At 62.4% G+C, this 15738-nt stretch carries 13 protein-coding genes; 6 read left to right on the top strand and 7 right to left on the bottom strand.

Annotated elements, in window-relative coordinates; translation table 11 throughout:
• Nucleotides 1-20: 20 nt before the first annotated feature.
• Nucleotides 21-1799 (bottom strand): ABC transporter transmembrane domain-containing protein, encoded by a 1779-nt coding sequence (locus AWB76_RS36720; RefSeq protein ID WP_061164986.1) that lies wholly within the window; start codon nucleotides 1797-1799, stop codon nucleotides 21-23.
• Between the two features lie 89 nt (nucleotides 1800-1888).
• Entirely contained in the window at nucleotides 1889-2746 is an 858-nt protein-coding gene (locus AWB76_RS36715; RefSeq protein WP_061164985.1) for an ATP-grasp fold amidoligase family protein, read from the bottom strand.
• 572 nt (nucleotides 2747-3318) lie between these two features.
• Between AWB76_RS36715 and AWB76_RS36710 the strand changes: the two genes are divergently transcribed.
• The 5 genes from AWB76_RS36710 to AWB76_RS36695 all read left to right on the top strand — a co-directional run bounded on the left by AWB76_RS36710 (nucleotide 3319) and on the right by AWB76_RS36695 (nucleotide 8432).
• Nucleotides 3319-4569, top strand: a complete 1251-nt coding sequence (locus AWB76_RS36710; protein WP_244173656.1) for a hypothetical protein — start codon at nucleotides 3319-3321, stop codon at nucleotides 4567-4569.
• A 432-nt stretch (nucleotides 4570-5001) separates the two neighbouring features.
• Nucleotides 5002-6210, top strand: coding sequence for a glycosyltransferase family 4 protein (locus AWB76_RS36705; RefSeq protein ID WP_244173654.1), 1209 nt, complete (start codon nucleotides 5002-5004; stop codon nucleotides 6208-6210).
• A 279-nt stretch (nucleotides 6211-6489) separates the two neighbouring features.
• Complete coding sequence (locus AWB76_RS42805; RefSeq protein WP_279616474.1) at nucleotides 6490-6612, top strand: hypothetical protein; 123 nt, start codon at nucleotides 6490-6492, stop codon at nucleotides 6610-6612.
• On the top strand, nucleotides 6609-7847 hold the full coding sequence (locus AWB76_RS36700; RefSeq protein ID WP_061164983.1) for a glycosyltransferase family 4 protein: 1239 nt from the start codon (nucleotides 6609-6611) through the stop codon (nucleotides 7845-7847). Before AWB76_RS42805 ends, AWB76_RS36700 begins: the two co-directional genes overlap by 4 nt.
• A gap of 42 nt (nucleotides 7848-7889) precedes the next feature.
• Complete coding sequence (locus AWB76_RS36695) at nucleotides 7890-8432, top strand: hypothetical protein (RefSeq protein WP_157696303.1); 543 nt, start codon at nucleotides 7890-7892, stop codon at nucleotides 8430-8432.
• Nucleotides 8433-8637: 205 nt separating this feature from the next.
• On the opposite strand, the gene AWB76_RS36690 is transcribed toward AWB76_RS36695, so the two are convergent.
• The 5 genes from AWB76_RS36690 to AWB76_RS36670 all read right to left on the bottom strand — a co-directional run bounded on the left by AWB76_RS36690 (nucleotide 8638) and on the right by AWB76_RS36670 (nucleotide 15020).
• Nucleotides 8638-10527 carry a serine hydrolase domain-containing protein gene (locus AWB76_RS36690; RefSeq protein WP_061164981.1) on the bottom strand — a complete coding sequence of 630 codons (1890 nt, stop codon included), beginning with the start codon at nucleotides 10525-10527 and terminating at the stop codon, nucleotides 8638-8640.
• Nucleotides 10528-10763: 236 nt separating this feature from the next.
• Nucleotides 10764-11315, bottom strand: a complete 552-nt coding sequence (locus tag AWB76_RS36685; RefSeq protein WP_061164980.1) for a hypothetical protein — start codon at nucleotides 11313-11315, stop codon at nucleotides 10764-10766.
• Nucleotides 11316-11353: 38 nt separating this feature from the next.
• Nucleotides 11354-12043 carry a hypothetical protein gene (locus AWB76_RS36680; RefSeq protein WP_061165001.1) on the bottom strand — a complete coding sequence of 230 codons (690 nt, stop codon included), beginning with the start codon at nucleotides 12041-12043 and terminating at the stop codon, nucleotides 11354-11356.
• Between the two features lie 149 nt (nucleotides 12044-12192).
• A complete protein-coding gene (locus tag AWB76_RS36675; RefSeq protein ID WP_061164979.1) occupies nucleotides 12193-13566 on the bottom strand; it encodes a sigma-54-dependent transcriptional regulator in 1374 nt (457 codons plus the stop codon).
• A complete protein-coding gene (locus tag AWB76_RS36670; RefSeq protein ID WP_061164978.1) occupies nucleotides 13551-15020 on the bottom strand; it encodes a sensor histidine kinase in 1470 nt (489 codons plus the stop codon). The genes AWB76_RS36675 and AWB76_RS36670 overlap by 16 nt, the downstream gene beginning before the upstream one ends.
• A 147-nt stretch (nucleotides 15021-15167) precedes the next feature.
• Between AWB76_RS36670 and bfr the strand changes: the two genes are divergently transcribed.
• Entirely contained in the window at nucleotides 15168-15644 is a 477-nt protein-coding gene (gene bfr / locus AWB76_RS36665; RefSeq protein WP_061164977.1) for a bacterioferritin, read from the top strand.
• Nucleotides 15645-15738: the final 94 nt, after the last annotated feature.

Here is a 15738-nt window from a genome sequence, read left to right as displayed (position 1 = left end):
CGTGGCCCGGCATCGTCGGGCTATGCAGCATCGCTTCGCACGAACTCGCCGAACTGCAGCGCCGCAAGCTGCGCATAGAGCGGCGAGCTTTGAAGCAGATCGGCGTGACGGCCTTGCGCGACGATCCGCCCCTGCTCCATCACGACGATGCGGTCGGCCTGCTGCACCGTAGCCAGCCGATGCGCGATGACCAGTGTCGTACGATTTTGCGCGGCATTGTCGAGCGCTGTTTGCACGAGGCGCTCGCTCGCGGCATCGAGTGCGCTGGTGGCCTCGTCGAGTAACAGGATAGGCGGATTACGCAGGATCGCGCGTGCGATCGCGAGCCGCTGACGCTGCCCGCCGGACAGCCTCACGCCGCGCTCGCCGAGAAACGTGTCGTAGCCCTGCGGAAGCTGCTCGATGAAACCGGCGGCAGCGGCCATCCCGGCGGCGTGTCGAACCTGCGCGAGCGTTGCATCGGGCATGCCGTAACGAATGTTGTCGAGCACGCTGCCCGAAAAGATCACTGAGTCCTGCAACACGACGCCGATCGCGTTGCGCAACGTAGCGAGGGACATCTGCCGCGTTGCAACGCCGTTGATCTGGATGCTGCCGGACTGGGGATCGTAGAAGCGCAGCAGCAACTGGAACAGCGTGGTCTTGCCCGCGCCCGATGGCCCGACGAGCGCGACGTGTTCACCCGGGCGCACATCGAGCGAGAACGCCGACAAGGCCGCAACGCCCGGACGGGACGGATACGAGAAGCCAACATTGTCGAAGCGGATGCCCTCGCCTGCTGCGGGCATCGGCACAGTCGTTTCGGCCTCGGTCACGGGCGAGCGCGCGGCCAGCAACTGCATGAGTCTGTCGGTTGCGCCGGCGGCCCGTTGCAGATCGCCCCACACTTCCGCAAGCGTTCCGACGGCGCCCGCCGTGAACACGGCGTAAAGGATGAACTGGGACAACTGGCCCGCGGTCATCTGCCGCGCCAGCACCGCCTGCGCGCCGAGCCACAGCACGAACACGATGGCGGCGAACACGAACGTGATGACCACGACCGTCAGCCCGGCGCGGGCGCGGATTCGCGTGAGCGCGGTATCGAAAGCCGCTTCCACCGCCGTGCCGAAGCGCCGCGCCTCGAATGCCTCCTGCGTGTACGACTGCACGGTGGGCATCGCATTGAGCACTTCGCCCGCCAGCGCGCTCGCGTTCGCGACCTTGTCCTGGCTCGCTCGCGAAAGCCGCCGGACGCGCCGTCCGAAGAAAACGATGGGCGCAACCACCACGATCAGCACGGCGATGATGTAGCCGGAGAGCACCGGGCTCGTCATCACGAGCATCGCGATGCCGCCCGCCGTCAGCAAGGCGTTGCGCAACCCGAGCGACAGGCTCGTGCCCACGACCGTCTGGATGAGTGTCGTATCGGTCGTGAGGCGTGAGAGGACTTCGCCCGTTTGCGTGGTCTCGAAGAATTGCGGGCTCATGCCCATGATGTGATCGTAGACTGCGCGCCGCAAATCGGCCGTGACCCGCTCGCCGAGCCATGAAACCCAGTAGAAGCGCAGCGCCGTGGCGCCGGCGAGGATGAGCGAGACGACGAAGAGCGCGATGAAGTATCGATCGATATGCGTCCGGTCACCGCTCGCGAAGCCGCGGTCGATGAGGTATCGGAACGCCATCGGCAGCGTCAGCGTCGCGCCCGCCGACGTCACGAGCGCGAGAAACGCGAGCGCCCAGCGCCCGGCATACGGCCGCAGGAAGGGAACGAGGGCGAAGAGCGGACCGACGCGCGGCGCGGAGACTGCGGCAGAGGACATGGAATCGAGACGTGGTGAGATCGCTCGATAGTATCAATCGTCGGACCGAACCGCTTTTCGGCCCGCTGCGAAATGAACCGCGCCTGAAACTACATCAGACTGCCCCACTCGTAGTCCACCTTGTCCGGATGGAGCGCGAACATGCCCGCACCCGGCGTGAACGTTAGCTCACCGAAGTAAATCTTGTCTTTCGCATCATACAGATCGACACGCACGAATTCGAAATCGCTGGCGAGGGCGCGTGCGATCGACACGAGCGCCTCCAGGTTGGCCGGCCGAGGCGCCGGCGTCGGACTGCGCGGGTAGTGGCCCATGCCGATGTCGAGAATGTTCCAGTTCTCGTCGTACATGTCGCCGCGCGGCGCGCCGAAACGATCCGTGATGACGAGGATGAAGATCTTCGGCTCGCCCGATTGCTTGTTGAAGACATGGAATTTCAGGTCGGGCGGAACCTTGCCGTCTTCGCCGGTGAGCAGCGCCTCGAAGAAAATGCGCCGCTCGATGGTGCGGTAATGCCGCTCGCGCGCGATCGCATAGAAGTCGGTCGATAACCAGCTTCGCGCCATTGCATCGAGTTTCTCGAACGACGTTTCGCTCTTGTCGCGGACGACGTGCACGAATCCGCTGCCGTGATTCGCCTTCATGACGAAGGCTTGCGGAAGGGCATCGAAAACACTTCGCGTGAAGTCCGAAGGCTCGGCCACGAGCGGCACGAGATACTCGCTGCCGATCTTCCCGGCGACGTAATCGCGCACCTTCAGCTTGTCGCTCAGATCACCGAAACGCGGGTCGGGTTCGAGACAGCGCCGCAGGATTTTTTCGTTGAACGTCGTCGGATTGCGCAGCTTTGGAAAGCGCCCGATCCTGCGACGATGATAAATAGTCAAGTACAGGTTGTCGGGCAACCAATCCCTTACGCTGTGGAAGAGCGCCTTCGAGAGAGTCATTCACTCGGCTCCTATATTTCTTTACGTCAGACGAAAAACCGTCTGCCCCTGTCCGGCTGCCCTTTCAAGCGTACCGTCTTTCGTCGTGCGTTGCTCTTTGCCGGACGACACTTCGATCAAGACTTCGATTTTCTGCTGAATACGCGGTCGTGCGTATGTACGCGAGCGCACACACCCGAAAGCCATGCAATTCAAACACGTGTCTAAAAGTAGTTCTGCTTGCGACGACAAAATATCGACGCTACATTGCCTCTGGCCGGTGAGCCAGATGACCGGACCGCCTCTGGCCGGTGAGCCAGATGACCGGACCGGTTTCTCTCTTTCGATGAATCGCTGCACTTGATCGGCGTACGTCCGACCGTCAGGCATTCGGTCGATCAACGAACACCGCAGCGACAGGCGTCAACACTTGCGTCAATCGTTTCGCAACCGTCTCCCGAGCAAACGTTTCGCTTGCGTCGAGAGCGGCCCGCGACGCTTCCGATGCTGGATGCACGCCAGGCACGCATCGCGCGTGCGTCCGCAGTGCAACCCGCAATACCTTCAGCATTTCCATCAAGGGGCGGAGACACATGCTCAAAGAGAAACATATGCATATTCGCTGGATGAGCGGCGCAGTCGCCGCCACGGCGCTCGCATTGCTTGCCGCATGCGGCGGCGGTGGCGGCGGCAGTTCGGGCAGCGACTCGAGCTCGCCGACGAGTTCGGGCGGCACCGGCGGAAGCACGCCCTCAGGCGGAACCACAACACCCTCAGGCGGGACCACACCCGCGACGAGCACGACGCCGACGCTCGCCGCCGCGACTGCGCTCGTCGATGGCACGACCGTCGGCACCGCGCAATGGAGCGACGGCTCGACGTCCACCGGCGGCACCGGCCAGGCAGTCAGCAACCTCAATTGCGCCGTCGCCGGCAGCAAGTACAGCTATTCGCATCTGTCGATCTATCAGAACGGCAAACAGCTCACGCTGCCGACGAATATCGGCACCGTGGCGCCGACCATGGCGCGGCAAACGGGCTGCGTCTATCCGGTCCACACCGTCGATGCTTCCGGCAAGATCCGCATGGATGTGACGTCCACTACGTCTTACACGCTGGGTCAGTTCTTCGCCGTCTGGGGTCAGCCGCTCAGCACGACCAACGTGGCGGGCCTCACCGGCGACGTCACCGCATGGGTGAACACGGGCGGCACGCTCACCAAGTACACCGGCGATCTCGCGAGCCTCGCGCTGCCGCAGCACGGCGAAGTCACGCTCGCCATCGGCACGCCGCCTGCCCAGATCGCAACGTATCAGTGGACCGATCCGCCGCCGTTCACATCGACGGTTACGACACTCAGCTATGGCGGCGTCGTGGGCACGTCGTACTTTGCAGACGGCAACACGGCGACGGGCGGCACCGGCGCAACGGTCGATGGTCTGATCTGCGCGGCGGGCATGGCCGAGACGTTCCACGTGCACTCGCATGTCGCGATCTTCAAGGACGGGCAATGGCTCGCGTTCCCGAAGAATGTCGGCATCCTGCCGCAGTGCAACTATGAAACGCATACGCACGACAACACCGGCATCATTCATATCGAAACGCCGAACATAAAGAACTTCACGCTCGGGCAGTTCTTCGATATCTGGGGGCAGCCGCTCTCCAGCACGAATGTGGCGGGCATCACGGGCAACATCGTGATCTATATCAACGATAACGGCGATGTCCGGCGCTATACCGGCGACCCGCGCAACATTCCGCTGACTTCGCTGCGGGATATCACGTTCCAGATCGGCACGCCCATCAGCACGCTTCCGACTTATTCGTGGTACGAGCCGCAATAACGGGAATGCGAACGCCGCGGTGCGAGCCGCGTCGTTCAGTGCTCGTTCGAAACATCTGGTCTGTGCGAGCTTGCGGCGCGTGTCCGCGGCTCGCTCATTGCTTTTCCAACACGCGGTGCCATCGAGCGTCTATGTGCGGCATCACATTGAACGCCGGTTCGCGAACTGTTATGTTTCCAGCATCGCAGTCGAGCCGCCAAGCGCTCGCGCGAGTCGCTGTCATGGCAATACAAGCAGATGGTGAAGCACCGTGTTCACGATTCAGTAAATACACCGTTAGCTCACCGTCGAGTATGATGAATCCACTTTCTGCCTTGTTTTCCGGGGTTTTTCTTTCGTCTCCTCGATCGTCGAACCCTGGGAGCACTTCGCTCCGCCGTGTTTCTGCATAGGCCTTTTCAAGGGGACTCCGACGTCGTGAAGATACTGATCGTGAACACACTCTACTTTCCGGATGAACCCGGAGGAGCGGAAGTATCGACGCGACTTCTCGCCGAAGGTCTGGTTCGCGCAGGCATCGAAGTCTGCGTCGTCTGCGCGACCGGATCGGGTGTCGACCATGTGGCCGACGTCAATGGTGTCAAGGTGTACCGGCTGCGTTCGGTCAATCTCTATTGGCCGCATCTGCGTGAGAAGCATGGCCGCGTTGCCAAGCTCATATGGCATGCGATCGATGTCTATAACGTCATCATGTCGCGCAAGCTCTCAAGCATCATCGCGCGTGAAAAGCCGGACGTGATCAGCACCAGCAATCTCTCGTGTCTGTCCGTCGATATCTGGCGTCTCGCGCGCAATGCAGGCGTGCCGATCGTGCATACGGCGCGCGACTACTATCTGATGTGCCCGACCGCGATCATGTTCTCGCATTCGAAGCCGTGTCAGCGCCAGTGCGGCGTTTGCGCTGTGTATGCGCAGCCTAAGCGGGTCGCATCGGCGCGTGTGGCGGTCGCTGTCGGCGTGAGCCGCTTCGTGCTGCAAAAGCATCTGGAAAGCGGCTATTTTTCGCGTGCGGCGCGCACGGCGGTCATCTACAACGCTTGCGAATCGCTTGAAACGTCCGCTGCTCCGCTACGCACGCGCCACTATCAGGGCGGCCCGGTGCGGCTTGGCGTGCTCGGGCGCGTGTCGCGGGAAAAGGGACTGGAAGTGCTGCTCGAGCAATTGCTCGCCGACGACACGCTGCAATGGACGCTCGCTGTCGGTGGCCACGCCGATGCCGATTATCTCCAGGCGCTCAAGTCGAAGTACGACGATCCGCGTATCGAATATCTCGGCCGCGTGAAGTCCGACGCCTTTTACGACAGCATCGATATTCTCGTCGTGCCGTCCATCTGGAATGAACCGTTCGGACGGGTCACAGTCGAAGCGTATTCACATGGCGTGCCAGTTGTTGGTGCAAATACCGGCGGAATACCCGAAGTCATCGAGCCACGCACGAATCTGGTATTCGACATGGCGCGGCCTTCGTCGATCATCGGCAAACTGCATGAGGCCGTTGCGCTGCTCGAAGACCCGCGCGTGCACGACCGTTTCCGCGAATACGCGCGGCGCTTCAGCGTCGATGCCATGGTCGAGTCATATCGCGCGCTGTATGAAAGCGTGCTCGAAGAGCAGGCGATTCCACGCGCCGTATGTCCGTAATGCGTTTCTTGCCGCCGGCCATAGATAAAAACGGTCGGTCGCCGTACATGTCCTCTATCGATTCATAAGGAAGCCGGAAAGTATGTAAGAAGCACGCAAATTGAAAAAACGCGATACCCCTCGCTTTTGATGGGGTAAACTGGGCCGCACAGCTTGCAGGATCACATATCAGCTCGACCGACCACGCTCGATGTTCATCCTGCCGTCGATCGAATCGGGCTGACGCGGCGCCAACTGTTAGCCATCAGCTCATACGCTGTCAAACCGGAGCCGCGACATATGAAGGGACATACGCCCCGTCACATCATCGGCAAGTGCTCAGGAGGCTACGGCGCGCGCGAAGCAATCCGCACCGCCAAGCCGCCGGCTCGTATTGATCCGCAATTTATCCATACGCCGTGAAAGTACTGATCGCGAACACGTTATATTTTCCAGACGAGGTCGGCGGCGCCGAAGTCGCGACACGACTCCTTGCCGATGGATTGATCAAGGCAGGCATCGAGGTTTGCGTGGTCTGCGCGACCGGCAGCGGCCACGACCGCAGCGAAGAGGTGAACGGCGCGAAGGTTTATCGTCTGCGATCGACCAATCTGTACTGGCCGCATGCTCCCGGCGAGCACTCTCGCGTCGCCAAGTTGATATGGCACGCAATCGACGTCCGCAACACATCCATGACGCGCAAGCTCGCCGACATCATCGAGCGCGAGAAGCCGGACATCGTTCATACCGCGAACCTCTCGTGTCTTTCCGTCGATGCTTGGCGCGTCGCGAATAACGCGGGCGTGCCGATCGTACACACCATCCACGATTATTATCTGCTGTGCCCGACATCGAGCATGCTCAGTGCCGGAAAGCCGTGCGCGAGTCAGTGCGGCGTGTGCTCGCTCTATGCAAAGCCGAAGCAGATCGCGTCGGCGCAGGTCAACGTGGCGGTGGGCGTGAGCGATTTCGTGTTGCAGAAGCACGTCGAGAGCGGCTTCTTTTCGCGTGCTGCGAAAACGACCGTCATCCACAATTGCTACCAGCCTTTGGAGGACGCCAAAGCCGGTCAGCATTCGAGACCGGCCGGACATTCGCCGTTGCGACTCGGTATGCTCGGACGCGTGCTGCCTGAAAAGGGCGTCGAACTTTTGTTGGAGCAACTGCTTGCGGATCAGACGCTCGACTGGACGCTGGCCATTGGCGGAAGCGGAGACCAGGACTTCGTCGAATCACTGAAGACGAAATATGCGGACCCGCGCGTCAGTTTCCTGGGCCGCGTCGAACCCGCGGAGTTTCTGAGCGGTATCGATATTCTGGTCGTGCCATCCGTCTGGAACGAACCGTTCGGACTGGTGGTGCTCGAAGCGTATTCGCAAGGCGTGCCCGTCGTGGGCTCGAACATGGGCGGCATTCCGGAAATCATCGAGCCGCGTTCGAACTTGCTGTTCGACGTGGCCCGGCCAGACACGCTGATCGACAAGATTCACGAGGCGCGTGACTTACTCGACGATCCATCGACGCATGACCGTCTGCGCCAGCATGCCCGCAAATTCAGCCTCGATGCGATGATTCATTCCTACGTCGAACTGTACGAAGGCATGGTCTGCCTCGAAGAACGCAAGCCGTTTCTGGCGACGCGACGCGAGGCGAATTGAGTCGCTGACAGAAGCTCTGTGAACCAGCCTGGCGAGGTCATCATGCGCAACGCCATGAGTGGAACCGTGAAGTGGCTGCTTCCAACGCTGCTGGTCGCGTTGGTCATGGTGTTCGTCAGTGCGAGCATTCCCGATGAAGTTCAGAGCGCGGTCCAGGCGCCGAAATCGAAGGACGTCCGGGCTGCGAAAGTCAGCCATACGACGGTGACGGATGGCCAGGTCATCGAACTCGTCGTGCACTCGGCGCGGGACTGCAAATACTGCGTGCGCTGGAAGGGGCCTTTCGCCGGCGAAGGGCATTTCAAATCCTGGGCGCGCTCGCATCCTGGCGCGCAGCTTTTCATCGTCGAACGTGCTTCCATAGCCAGTAACGAGGCGTTGGAGGATTATCCCCGGGATCTTCAGTGGCTCGCGGAGCAGAATCAGAAGGACCAGCGCCTGCGTCCCGGCACGCCGATGTTCGAGGTTTTTGTCGAACGTAATCTCGTGCTCCGGTCCTATGGACTCGACTCGTGGGACGACGAAGTTTTCCCGGCCATCAAGGATCTCGACGCGCGCCGCTCGCATCGCGAAGCCAGCCGCTAACGACGCCGTGTGAAGGCACGTCGTCGCGCGAAACCAGTTTGCCGAGAAGGTGCGAAAGAAGTGCGAACATGATGTGCTCCTTTGTCTCGTAGAAGGCAGCACATGACGTTTCGTGAATCGAACCTGCTTCACATGCACCGCCGCTGTGAAGCAGGTTACTTTCTCAAAATTAGCCTCGAATGAGACGAACCCGGCGTCGAAGCGTTCAGGCCTTGTCGTAGATCGAGCTTCCCAGCGTCAACGTCGCGCCGCTGCTCGCAGACGCAAAGCGAATCTCATACAGGTCGCGGCCGAAGTTGCCCGGCACTTTGACCGACATACCGCCGCGATCGTCCGCGAGCGGCACGAAGAGCTGATAGCGAAGGTCGGTATTGCCGTACAGCACGTAGCCGGGCAATTCAGACAACGTGGTCAGATAAGCGGGCTCGTTGCCGTCGATGACGATCGGCACGGCGGTCGGCGAGTCGTTCGTCAAGGTCCACTGCGTGCCGAGGCGCTGCTGCCACGCGCTGTCGAGCGGCGCCAGCGCGGCGAGCTGCTGCCCGACCGCGAGCGTGAGATAGGCGTACCCCGCGCCCGGTGCAACGCGCTTCATTAGATAGCGATAACTGAACGCGTTGCCGTTGCCATCGGTTCCGGAAACGACGGCGAAGCGATACGACGCCGTATCGCTATTGCTCCACCACCATCCGTCGCTTCGATACTGATATGCGCCGACCTGCGTCCACACGCGCGTTTTGCCGCTCCACTGATTCAACTGCAGGCTGCCGTCCGGATTGGCGATGACCTGGAAGGGGGAATCGGAATTCCCATAGATTCCGGCTGCATCGACGATAGCGGGCCCCGACGCCGCCGACGGCGCTGTCGTGCTGACCTTGGACGGCAACGAGGCGATCGTCCCGTCCTCTTTCAATGCGGACAGCACGAGGGATTCGGCGAGCTTGCGGGCGTCATAGCCGGAGTTGCCCGTTATCATCAACGCGAGTTGCGCTTGCGGCACGACGAAGAACTCGCTCGAATAGAAGGCAGTGCCACCGTCTTTTTCCCATCCGAGTATGCCTGCGGCGTCGAGCGCGGGCTGCTTCACCGAATCCCAGCCAAGTCCCCATTTCCATTCCGGCGATGGATTGATAAGGAGTCCAGCCGATTGATCCGCGCCCATCTCCGCGATGCCCGCCGCCGACACGACACGCTGTCCCTGGAACATGCCCGCGCCGATAATCATCTGCGCAAGATTCATCATGTCGCCGGGCGTCGAACTGAGGCCGCCGGTCGCGTATGCGTTGACGAACTCCTGATACTGCGTGCCGTTCGCAAACGGATACGAGAACGTTCCCTCGCCTGGCACGCTCGTGAGATAGCTGGAGTTCGTCATCTTCAGCGGCGCGAGGATGTTCGCTTCGACGAAACTCGCAAAGCTCTGTCCCGTCATCGCGAGGACGATCTGCTCGACCATCGTGAAGCCGTCGTTGCAATACACGGCAAGCTCGCCGGGCAAATGCTTGAGATGCGTGTTCGCCAGTTCGGCCTGCGTATCGGCCGCGTATCCGGGCACCGGCGCGAACGTGAAGAGGTTGCGCGAATTGGTGCCGGGCAATCCCGACGAATGCGAAAGCAACTGACGCGTGGTGATCTTCGCGTACTCGGGAGAGAGCATCGTGAACGTCGGCAGATAGCGGACGATCGGCGTATCGAGCGTGATCAGTCCGCGGTCCTGCAGTATCGTCGCGGCGAGCGCCGCAAAGAGCTTGCTGACCGATCCGATGTTGAAGCGCGTCTGAGTTGTCGCCTTGGTCTGGCTCGGCACCGACGATACGCCGAACGCCTGCTGCCAGAACACATCGTTGCCCTTGAGCATGGCCACCGATATTGCCGCGACGGGCTGCGCGGGATCGGAGACGGCCTGCTGGAGCGCCTGTTGCCCCATAGCGACGGTTTGCGGATATGACTGCGAGCCGGAGCTATCGCTGCCGCAGCCTGGAAGAAGTGTCGCGAGCATGCCGGCGCCGGCCATGCCGAGAAACTGCCGGCGGCCCGCGCTGGAAATAGTCGGGCCGAAGAATACGGGGTCGCGGGTACGGTTCGATCGGGGCACGGCGGCTCTCCTTGTTCTTATTCGCAAGGCGTACTGTGTGCGGCTCGTTCCATTTGCGCTCGATTATAGGCATGAAAATCACGCCGTGACTCGAATAGCGCTGCATGGATGGCCGTCACGCAGCGAGCGACGCGTTGCCGGTTGCATCGCGATGCACGCCGCAAGCCTCTTTGAGCGATGCGCCGAAGAAGAGCCACAGTCCGAGCGCCGAGCACGAGGAAAGCGGCGGCATCGCGTCAGGCAGCGTCCGCTTCGTCGATGAGCTCGGCGATCTCGTCGACCTCGATCGTGCAGCCATATCGGTTCTTCGTGCCGTGCCCCCAAGCGTGAACATGCGCGCCCGGGCTCAGAAACGAAGCCAGTTCGCTCGCGGCATGAGGCGGCATGCGCAGCGACGTGCCATCGTCCAGCAGCGCGCCGCGCAGCTCGCCCTTCGGTCCGAAGAGCGAAAGCACGACTTCGCCGGACGCGTCCATCGGCTTGTGATCGACGTGTGGCTTGTGATGCTTCTCGCCGCCGTGGTGCGGACCTTCGTCGAGAATCACTTTCCCGCTTTTCGTCGTGAGCGCGATGGCCGCGATCATGTCCGCGCCGCGAGGTTTGACGCCGCGCACGCTGACGGCATCGCCGGGCGCGACGTGCCGTGCAATCTGCTTCGACAGATGAGGTGGAACGTGAATCTGGCGCGCGCCGAGCACGAAGCCGTCGATTTCGCCGTGCGGGTTCAGCAGAAAACGCGTGACCTTGCCGCGCGTTTCCGGAAGGCTCTCGGGATCGATCCAATGCATGTTGCTTCTCCAGGTTTCGATGAAAGTAAAAGCGCCGATCAGGGCATCGGCGGAACGCGGTCATACAGTTGCGTGAGCTTCCCCGGCGAGCCGAAGGCCGTCGCCTGCATCGCGGTGCCGTACTGATTGCGCGTGCCGTATCCCTGCGCCGATACCGTCGCGCCGGTCTGCACGAGCGCCGCAAACTGCTGCGCGACGGGCGGCGTGAGCTTGATCACCGTGCCGTCCGCGAGAATCACGCCATCGGGCTCGCCGCGTGGCGCGGTCGTGACGTGCGCGACGCGCCCCTGCGCGCTCAGACGCGAAAGGCCGGCGCCTCTCAGCTCGCGCGGCGGGGGCGGCGCGCCGGGCATCGGCGGCTGATCGACGACTTGCTGACCACTGTTCGTATCGGCGATGCGCTGGGCCGTGAAGTTGCCGCCGGCATCGCGCCAGCCGCTGATCTGCACGACGTCGCCGCTGCGAACCGCCGACGTGAGTTGCGCGCCCATGTGCGGCGGGAAGTGAACCAGCGCGCCATCGGTGGTGAGAAATCCGTCGACGTCGCCGTCGGGATTGGTGAGGAAACGCGCGACGGTGACTTGAGTCGTGGCGGCGGCTCCCGCGTCGGCTGGCGGCGGAGGAACGGGCGCGGCCATCGGCGGAGTTTGCGCGAGGCATCCGGCGCTCGCTGCGAGAAATGCCGCGAGGCACACTGCGCGTGAGAGAGGCTTCGAAGTCGATTGCATGATCGCTCCTTTGCTGTGACGCGAAGTCTTCTGCAAAGGGCATGCCATTCGACCGAAGCATGCTGGATCGTAACCTTGCCCGTCGAAGGGCGCATGCGCTGTCAAGGAAACGGACACACGTCGTCCGATCGCTTGACACCTTCCGCGCATCAGGCGGGATCGGACAGGCCCAGGCTCGCCATGCGCGTGTAAAGCGACTGACGGCTGATGCCGAGACGGCGCGCGGCCTCGGCGCGGTTGCCATGCGCGAGCACGAGCGCACGCGCGATCAACGCGCGCTCCAGCCGCGCGACGGCCTCGCTGAGCGGAAGCTCGGCGAGACTCGCGGGGATCGCGTCGTCGGCTGTGACGGCCGCGTCGAAGAGGAACGCGAAATCGTCACGCGTAAGGAGCGGGCCGGGCGCGAGCGCGCTTGCACGCTCCATCGCGTTGGCGAGCTCGCGCACGTTGCCGGGCCATGCGAGCGCGACCAACAAACGCTGCGCATCCGCGCTCAGGTGCTTTCGGACAGCATCGGCCGATGACGCGATCGTCGACAGAAAGTGCTCGGCGAGCGGCAGGATGTCGGCTACGCGCTCGCGCAAAGGCGGCATGTGCAGCGGAATCACGTTGAGCCGATAGAGCAGATCCTGCCGGAACGTGCCCGCCGACACCATCTGGTTGAGATCGCGATGCGTCGCGGCCACGATCCGCACATCGATGTTGACGGCGCGGTTGGTGCCGAGCGGCGTGACCTGCCGCTCCTGCAGCACGCGCAGCAGCTTGGCCTGCATGGCGAGCGGCATGTCGCCGATTTCATCGAGAAAGAGCGTGCCGCCGTGCGCCTCTTCGAGCCGTCCGCGCCGGTCGGCATAGGCGCCCGTGAAAGCGCCCTTGCCGTGACCGAAGAGTTCGCTTTCGAGCAGATCGTCGGGAATCGCCGCGCAGTTCACCGCGACGAACGGCCCGCCCGCCCGCGCCGATGCGCGATGCAGCACGCGCGCGGCCACCTCCTTGCCGGTACCCGTCTCGCCCGTGATGAGCACGGTCGCGTGCGTTCCCGCCGCGCGGCCGAGCCGCTTTTGCACGTCGCGCATCGCTTCGCTCACGCCGAGCAGTTGCGGTGCGCGCGGCGGGGCTTCGTCGGTGAACACTTGCGCGACGGGCACATCGGCGTGCGCCGAGAGAATGCGTTCGAGCAGCGCGGCGATGTCCTCGCGACCGACAGGCTTCGTCAAATGCTCGAATGCGCCGAGCCTCATTGCGCCGATCGTGTTGTCGCTCGTCGCGTGCGCGGTCAGCATCACGACGGGCACCGACTGCAGGCCTGGCATGCCGCGCAACGATTCGAGCACGGCGAGACCGTCCGCGCCCGGCAGACGGAAGTCGAGAAAGATGCAATCGGGCGGCGGCGGCTCGCGCAGACGGTCGAGCGCATCTTCGCCGGAGCGCGCCTCGAGCGGCGTATGGCCCAGATCCTGCACGGTTTCGACGAGGCCTTCGCGAAAAGCATCGTCATCGTCGATGATCAGTACGTTCGCCATGGCAAGTCGATCACGAAGCGGGTCTGAAGGGAATCGTCGGCGAGCCAGGCGCGTCCGCCGTGCGCCGATGCAATCTCGCGCACGACGGCAAGTCCGAGCCCCGAGCCATCCGGGCGGCCTGTCACGAACGGCTCGAAGATTTGCTCACGTTCGTTCGCGTTCACGCCCGGGCCGTCGTCGGTGACTTCGAGTCTCAGCACGTCCCCTTGTGCGGACGCTCTTACGGTGACGTACCCGCCTGCCGGCGCATGGCGCAGCGCGTTGACGATGAGGTTGTCCAATGCGCGCGCGACCTGCACGGTATCGAAGGCGGGAAGTCGGGCAGGAGACGCGATGTCCACATCGGCCGCGAGCGTGATGCCGCGGCTCTGCGCGCCGGGAAGATGCACCTGCACGACGCTCTCGATCCACGTTGCGACATCGACCTCTCGCGCGCGGATCGTCACGGGCTGCGTAAGTGCGAGCAGGCTCGCGAGCTGTGTCTCGATGCGTCCCACCTGCTCGATGATCGACCGCAGTGCTGCTTCGCGCCGCGCGCCATCGCCAGCCAGCGCGTTTTCAGCCTTCAGACGCATGGCGCCGGCGGGATTGCGGATCTCGTGGGCAATCTGCGCGGCCATCTTGCCGATCGTGCCGAAGCGCTCGGCTCGTGCAAGCTGCACGCTCAGTTCGTCGGCCTGCTCCTGAAGCCGATGCGCGCGTTCGGTGTAGCGGTTGAGCGCATCGACGATTTTGTCCAGATCGCGTTCGCCGAGTTGGTCGAGTCGCTTGCTCTGCTCGAGGTCGCCGTCGGCGGCGAGCGCGTATTCGAGGCGCGTGAGGTTTCGCTTCCAGCGCCGTAGCGCAAGCGCCAGAAAAATCGCCGCCCCGACGATGATCGCGAGCACCCCTGCCAGTATGCTTGCCGCGCGCTCACCATAAGGTCCGAGCGGCGGATGGGCGCGCGTGAGCATCCAGACGAACAGGTCCGCGTGACGGGGAACCGGACACGCGACGACGATCACGGCATCCGAGCCGGTCGACAGATCATCGCGCCGCGTCGCGCCTGATCGCGCCGCTGAATCGAGCGTGCGCAAGATGAGCGGCGTCTCTGCTTCGGGGATATCGCGCTTGACGCCGCTGCCCGTATAAGTCGGAAACGCATAGGCGAGGAAACCGCGCGCGGCAGGTGCGTTGCTCCAGAACCCGCCTTCGATGCCATCGATTTTGATGAGCACGAGATCGAGCACGGCATGCATGAGATCGATGTTGGTCTCGCCCGCGCGAGGCATCGACAGTTCGTAGCGCGATGCCACCGCGGAACACGCCGAGGCCGCTTCTTGCGTCGCGGTGTTCACGCGTTCGGTGAGCGCCGACGAATAGATGAGCCAGACGGCGCCTGCCATCAGACCGCAAAGTGCCGCGATCAGCGTCCACAGCGCTGTCAACTGGGCGGAAAATGAGAGTCTCGGCATCGGACGATGCTCGCAGGATGAACGGAAGGATCTAGCCGAAGCAATTTTCTCGCCATCGGCTGAAAATGCGAATGAATCTCGTTGTCGGACTATCGACGCTAAGCGTCTATTCTAAAGTGGGTGCAAACGTGGCCGGCAGGAGACCGTATGCAAAGCGATCCGAAAGTTATTGACTATCTCAATGCCGAATTGAAGAACGAACTGACGGCCGTGCATCAGTATCTTTTGCACGGGCGTCTCTATCAGCACTGGGGCTTCGAAGAACTCGGCGCCCACGAATACGACGAGTCGATGGATGAGTTGACGCATGCGGACAAGCTGATTCAGCGCATCCTCATGCTCGACGGACTGCCTGATTTGCAGGCTATCCATCCGCTTGCGATCGGCAAGCATACGCTCGAAGCACTCCAGAACGATCTCAAGCTCGAGAAGGCCGCTCAGGCTCAATGCAAGGAGGGTGTCGTCTATTGCGAATCGGTGCGTGACTTCGTGTCGAGGAATATCCTCGTCGAGCTATTGGATGCTACCGAGGATCACATCGACTGGCTGGAGATTCAGATCGGGCTCATCGACAAGATTGGCATCGCAAATTATCAGCAATCTGCTATTCGCAAGCTTGCGTGAAAGCTCATTGGCGAAGCCCCCAACGCAAAAACCCCACCTTTGCGGGGTGGGGTTTTTGTCGTACGGCATAAGGAGCCTGACGATTACCTACTTT

It is taken from the genome of Caballeronia temeraria, assembly GCF_001544795.2.
In the GTDB taxonomy this organism is placed as follows: Bacteria; Pseudomonadota; Gammaproteobacteria; order Burkholderiales; family Burkholderiaceae; genus Caballeronia; species Caballeronia temeraria.
Note: the sequence above shows the minus strand (reverse complement) of the source record. Positions and strands in the feature narration are given on the sequence as shown.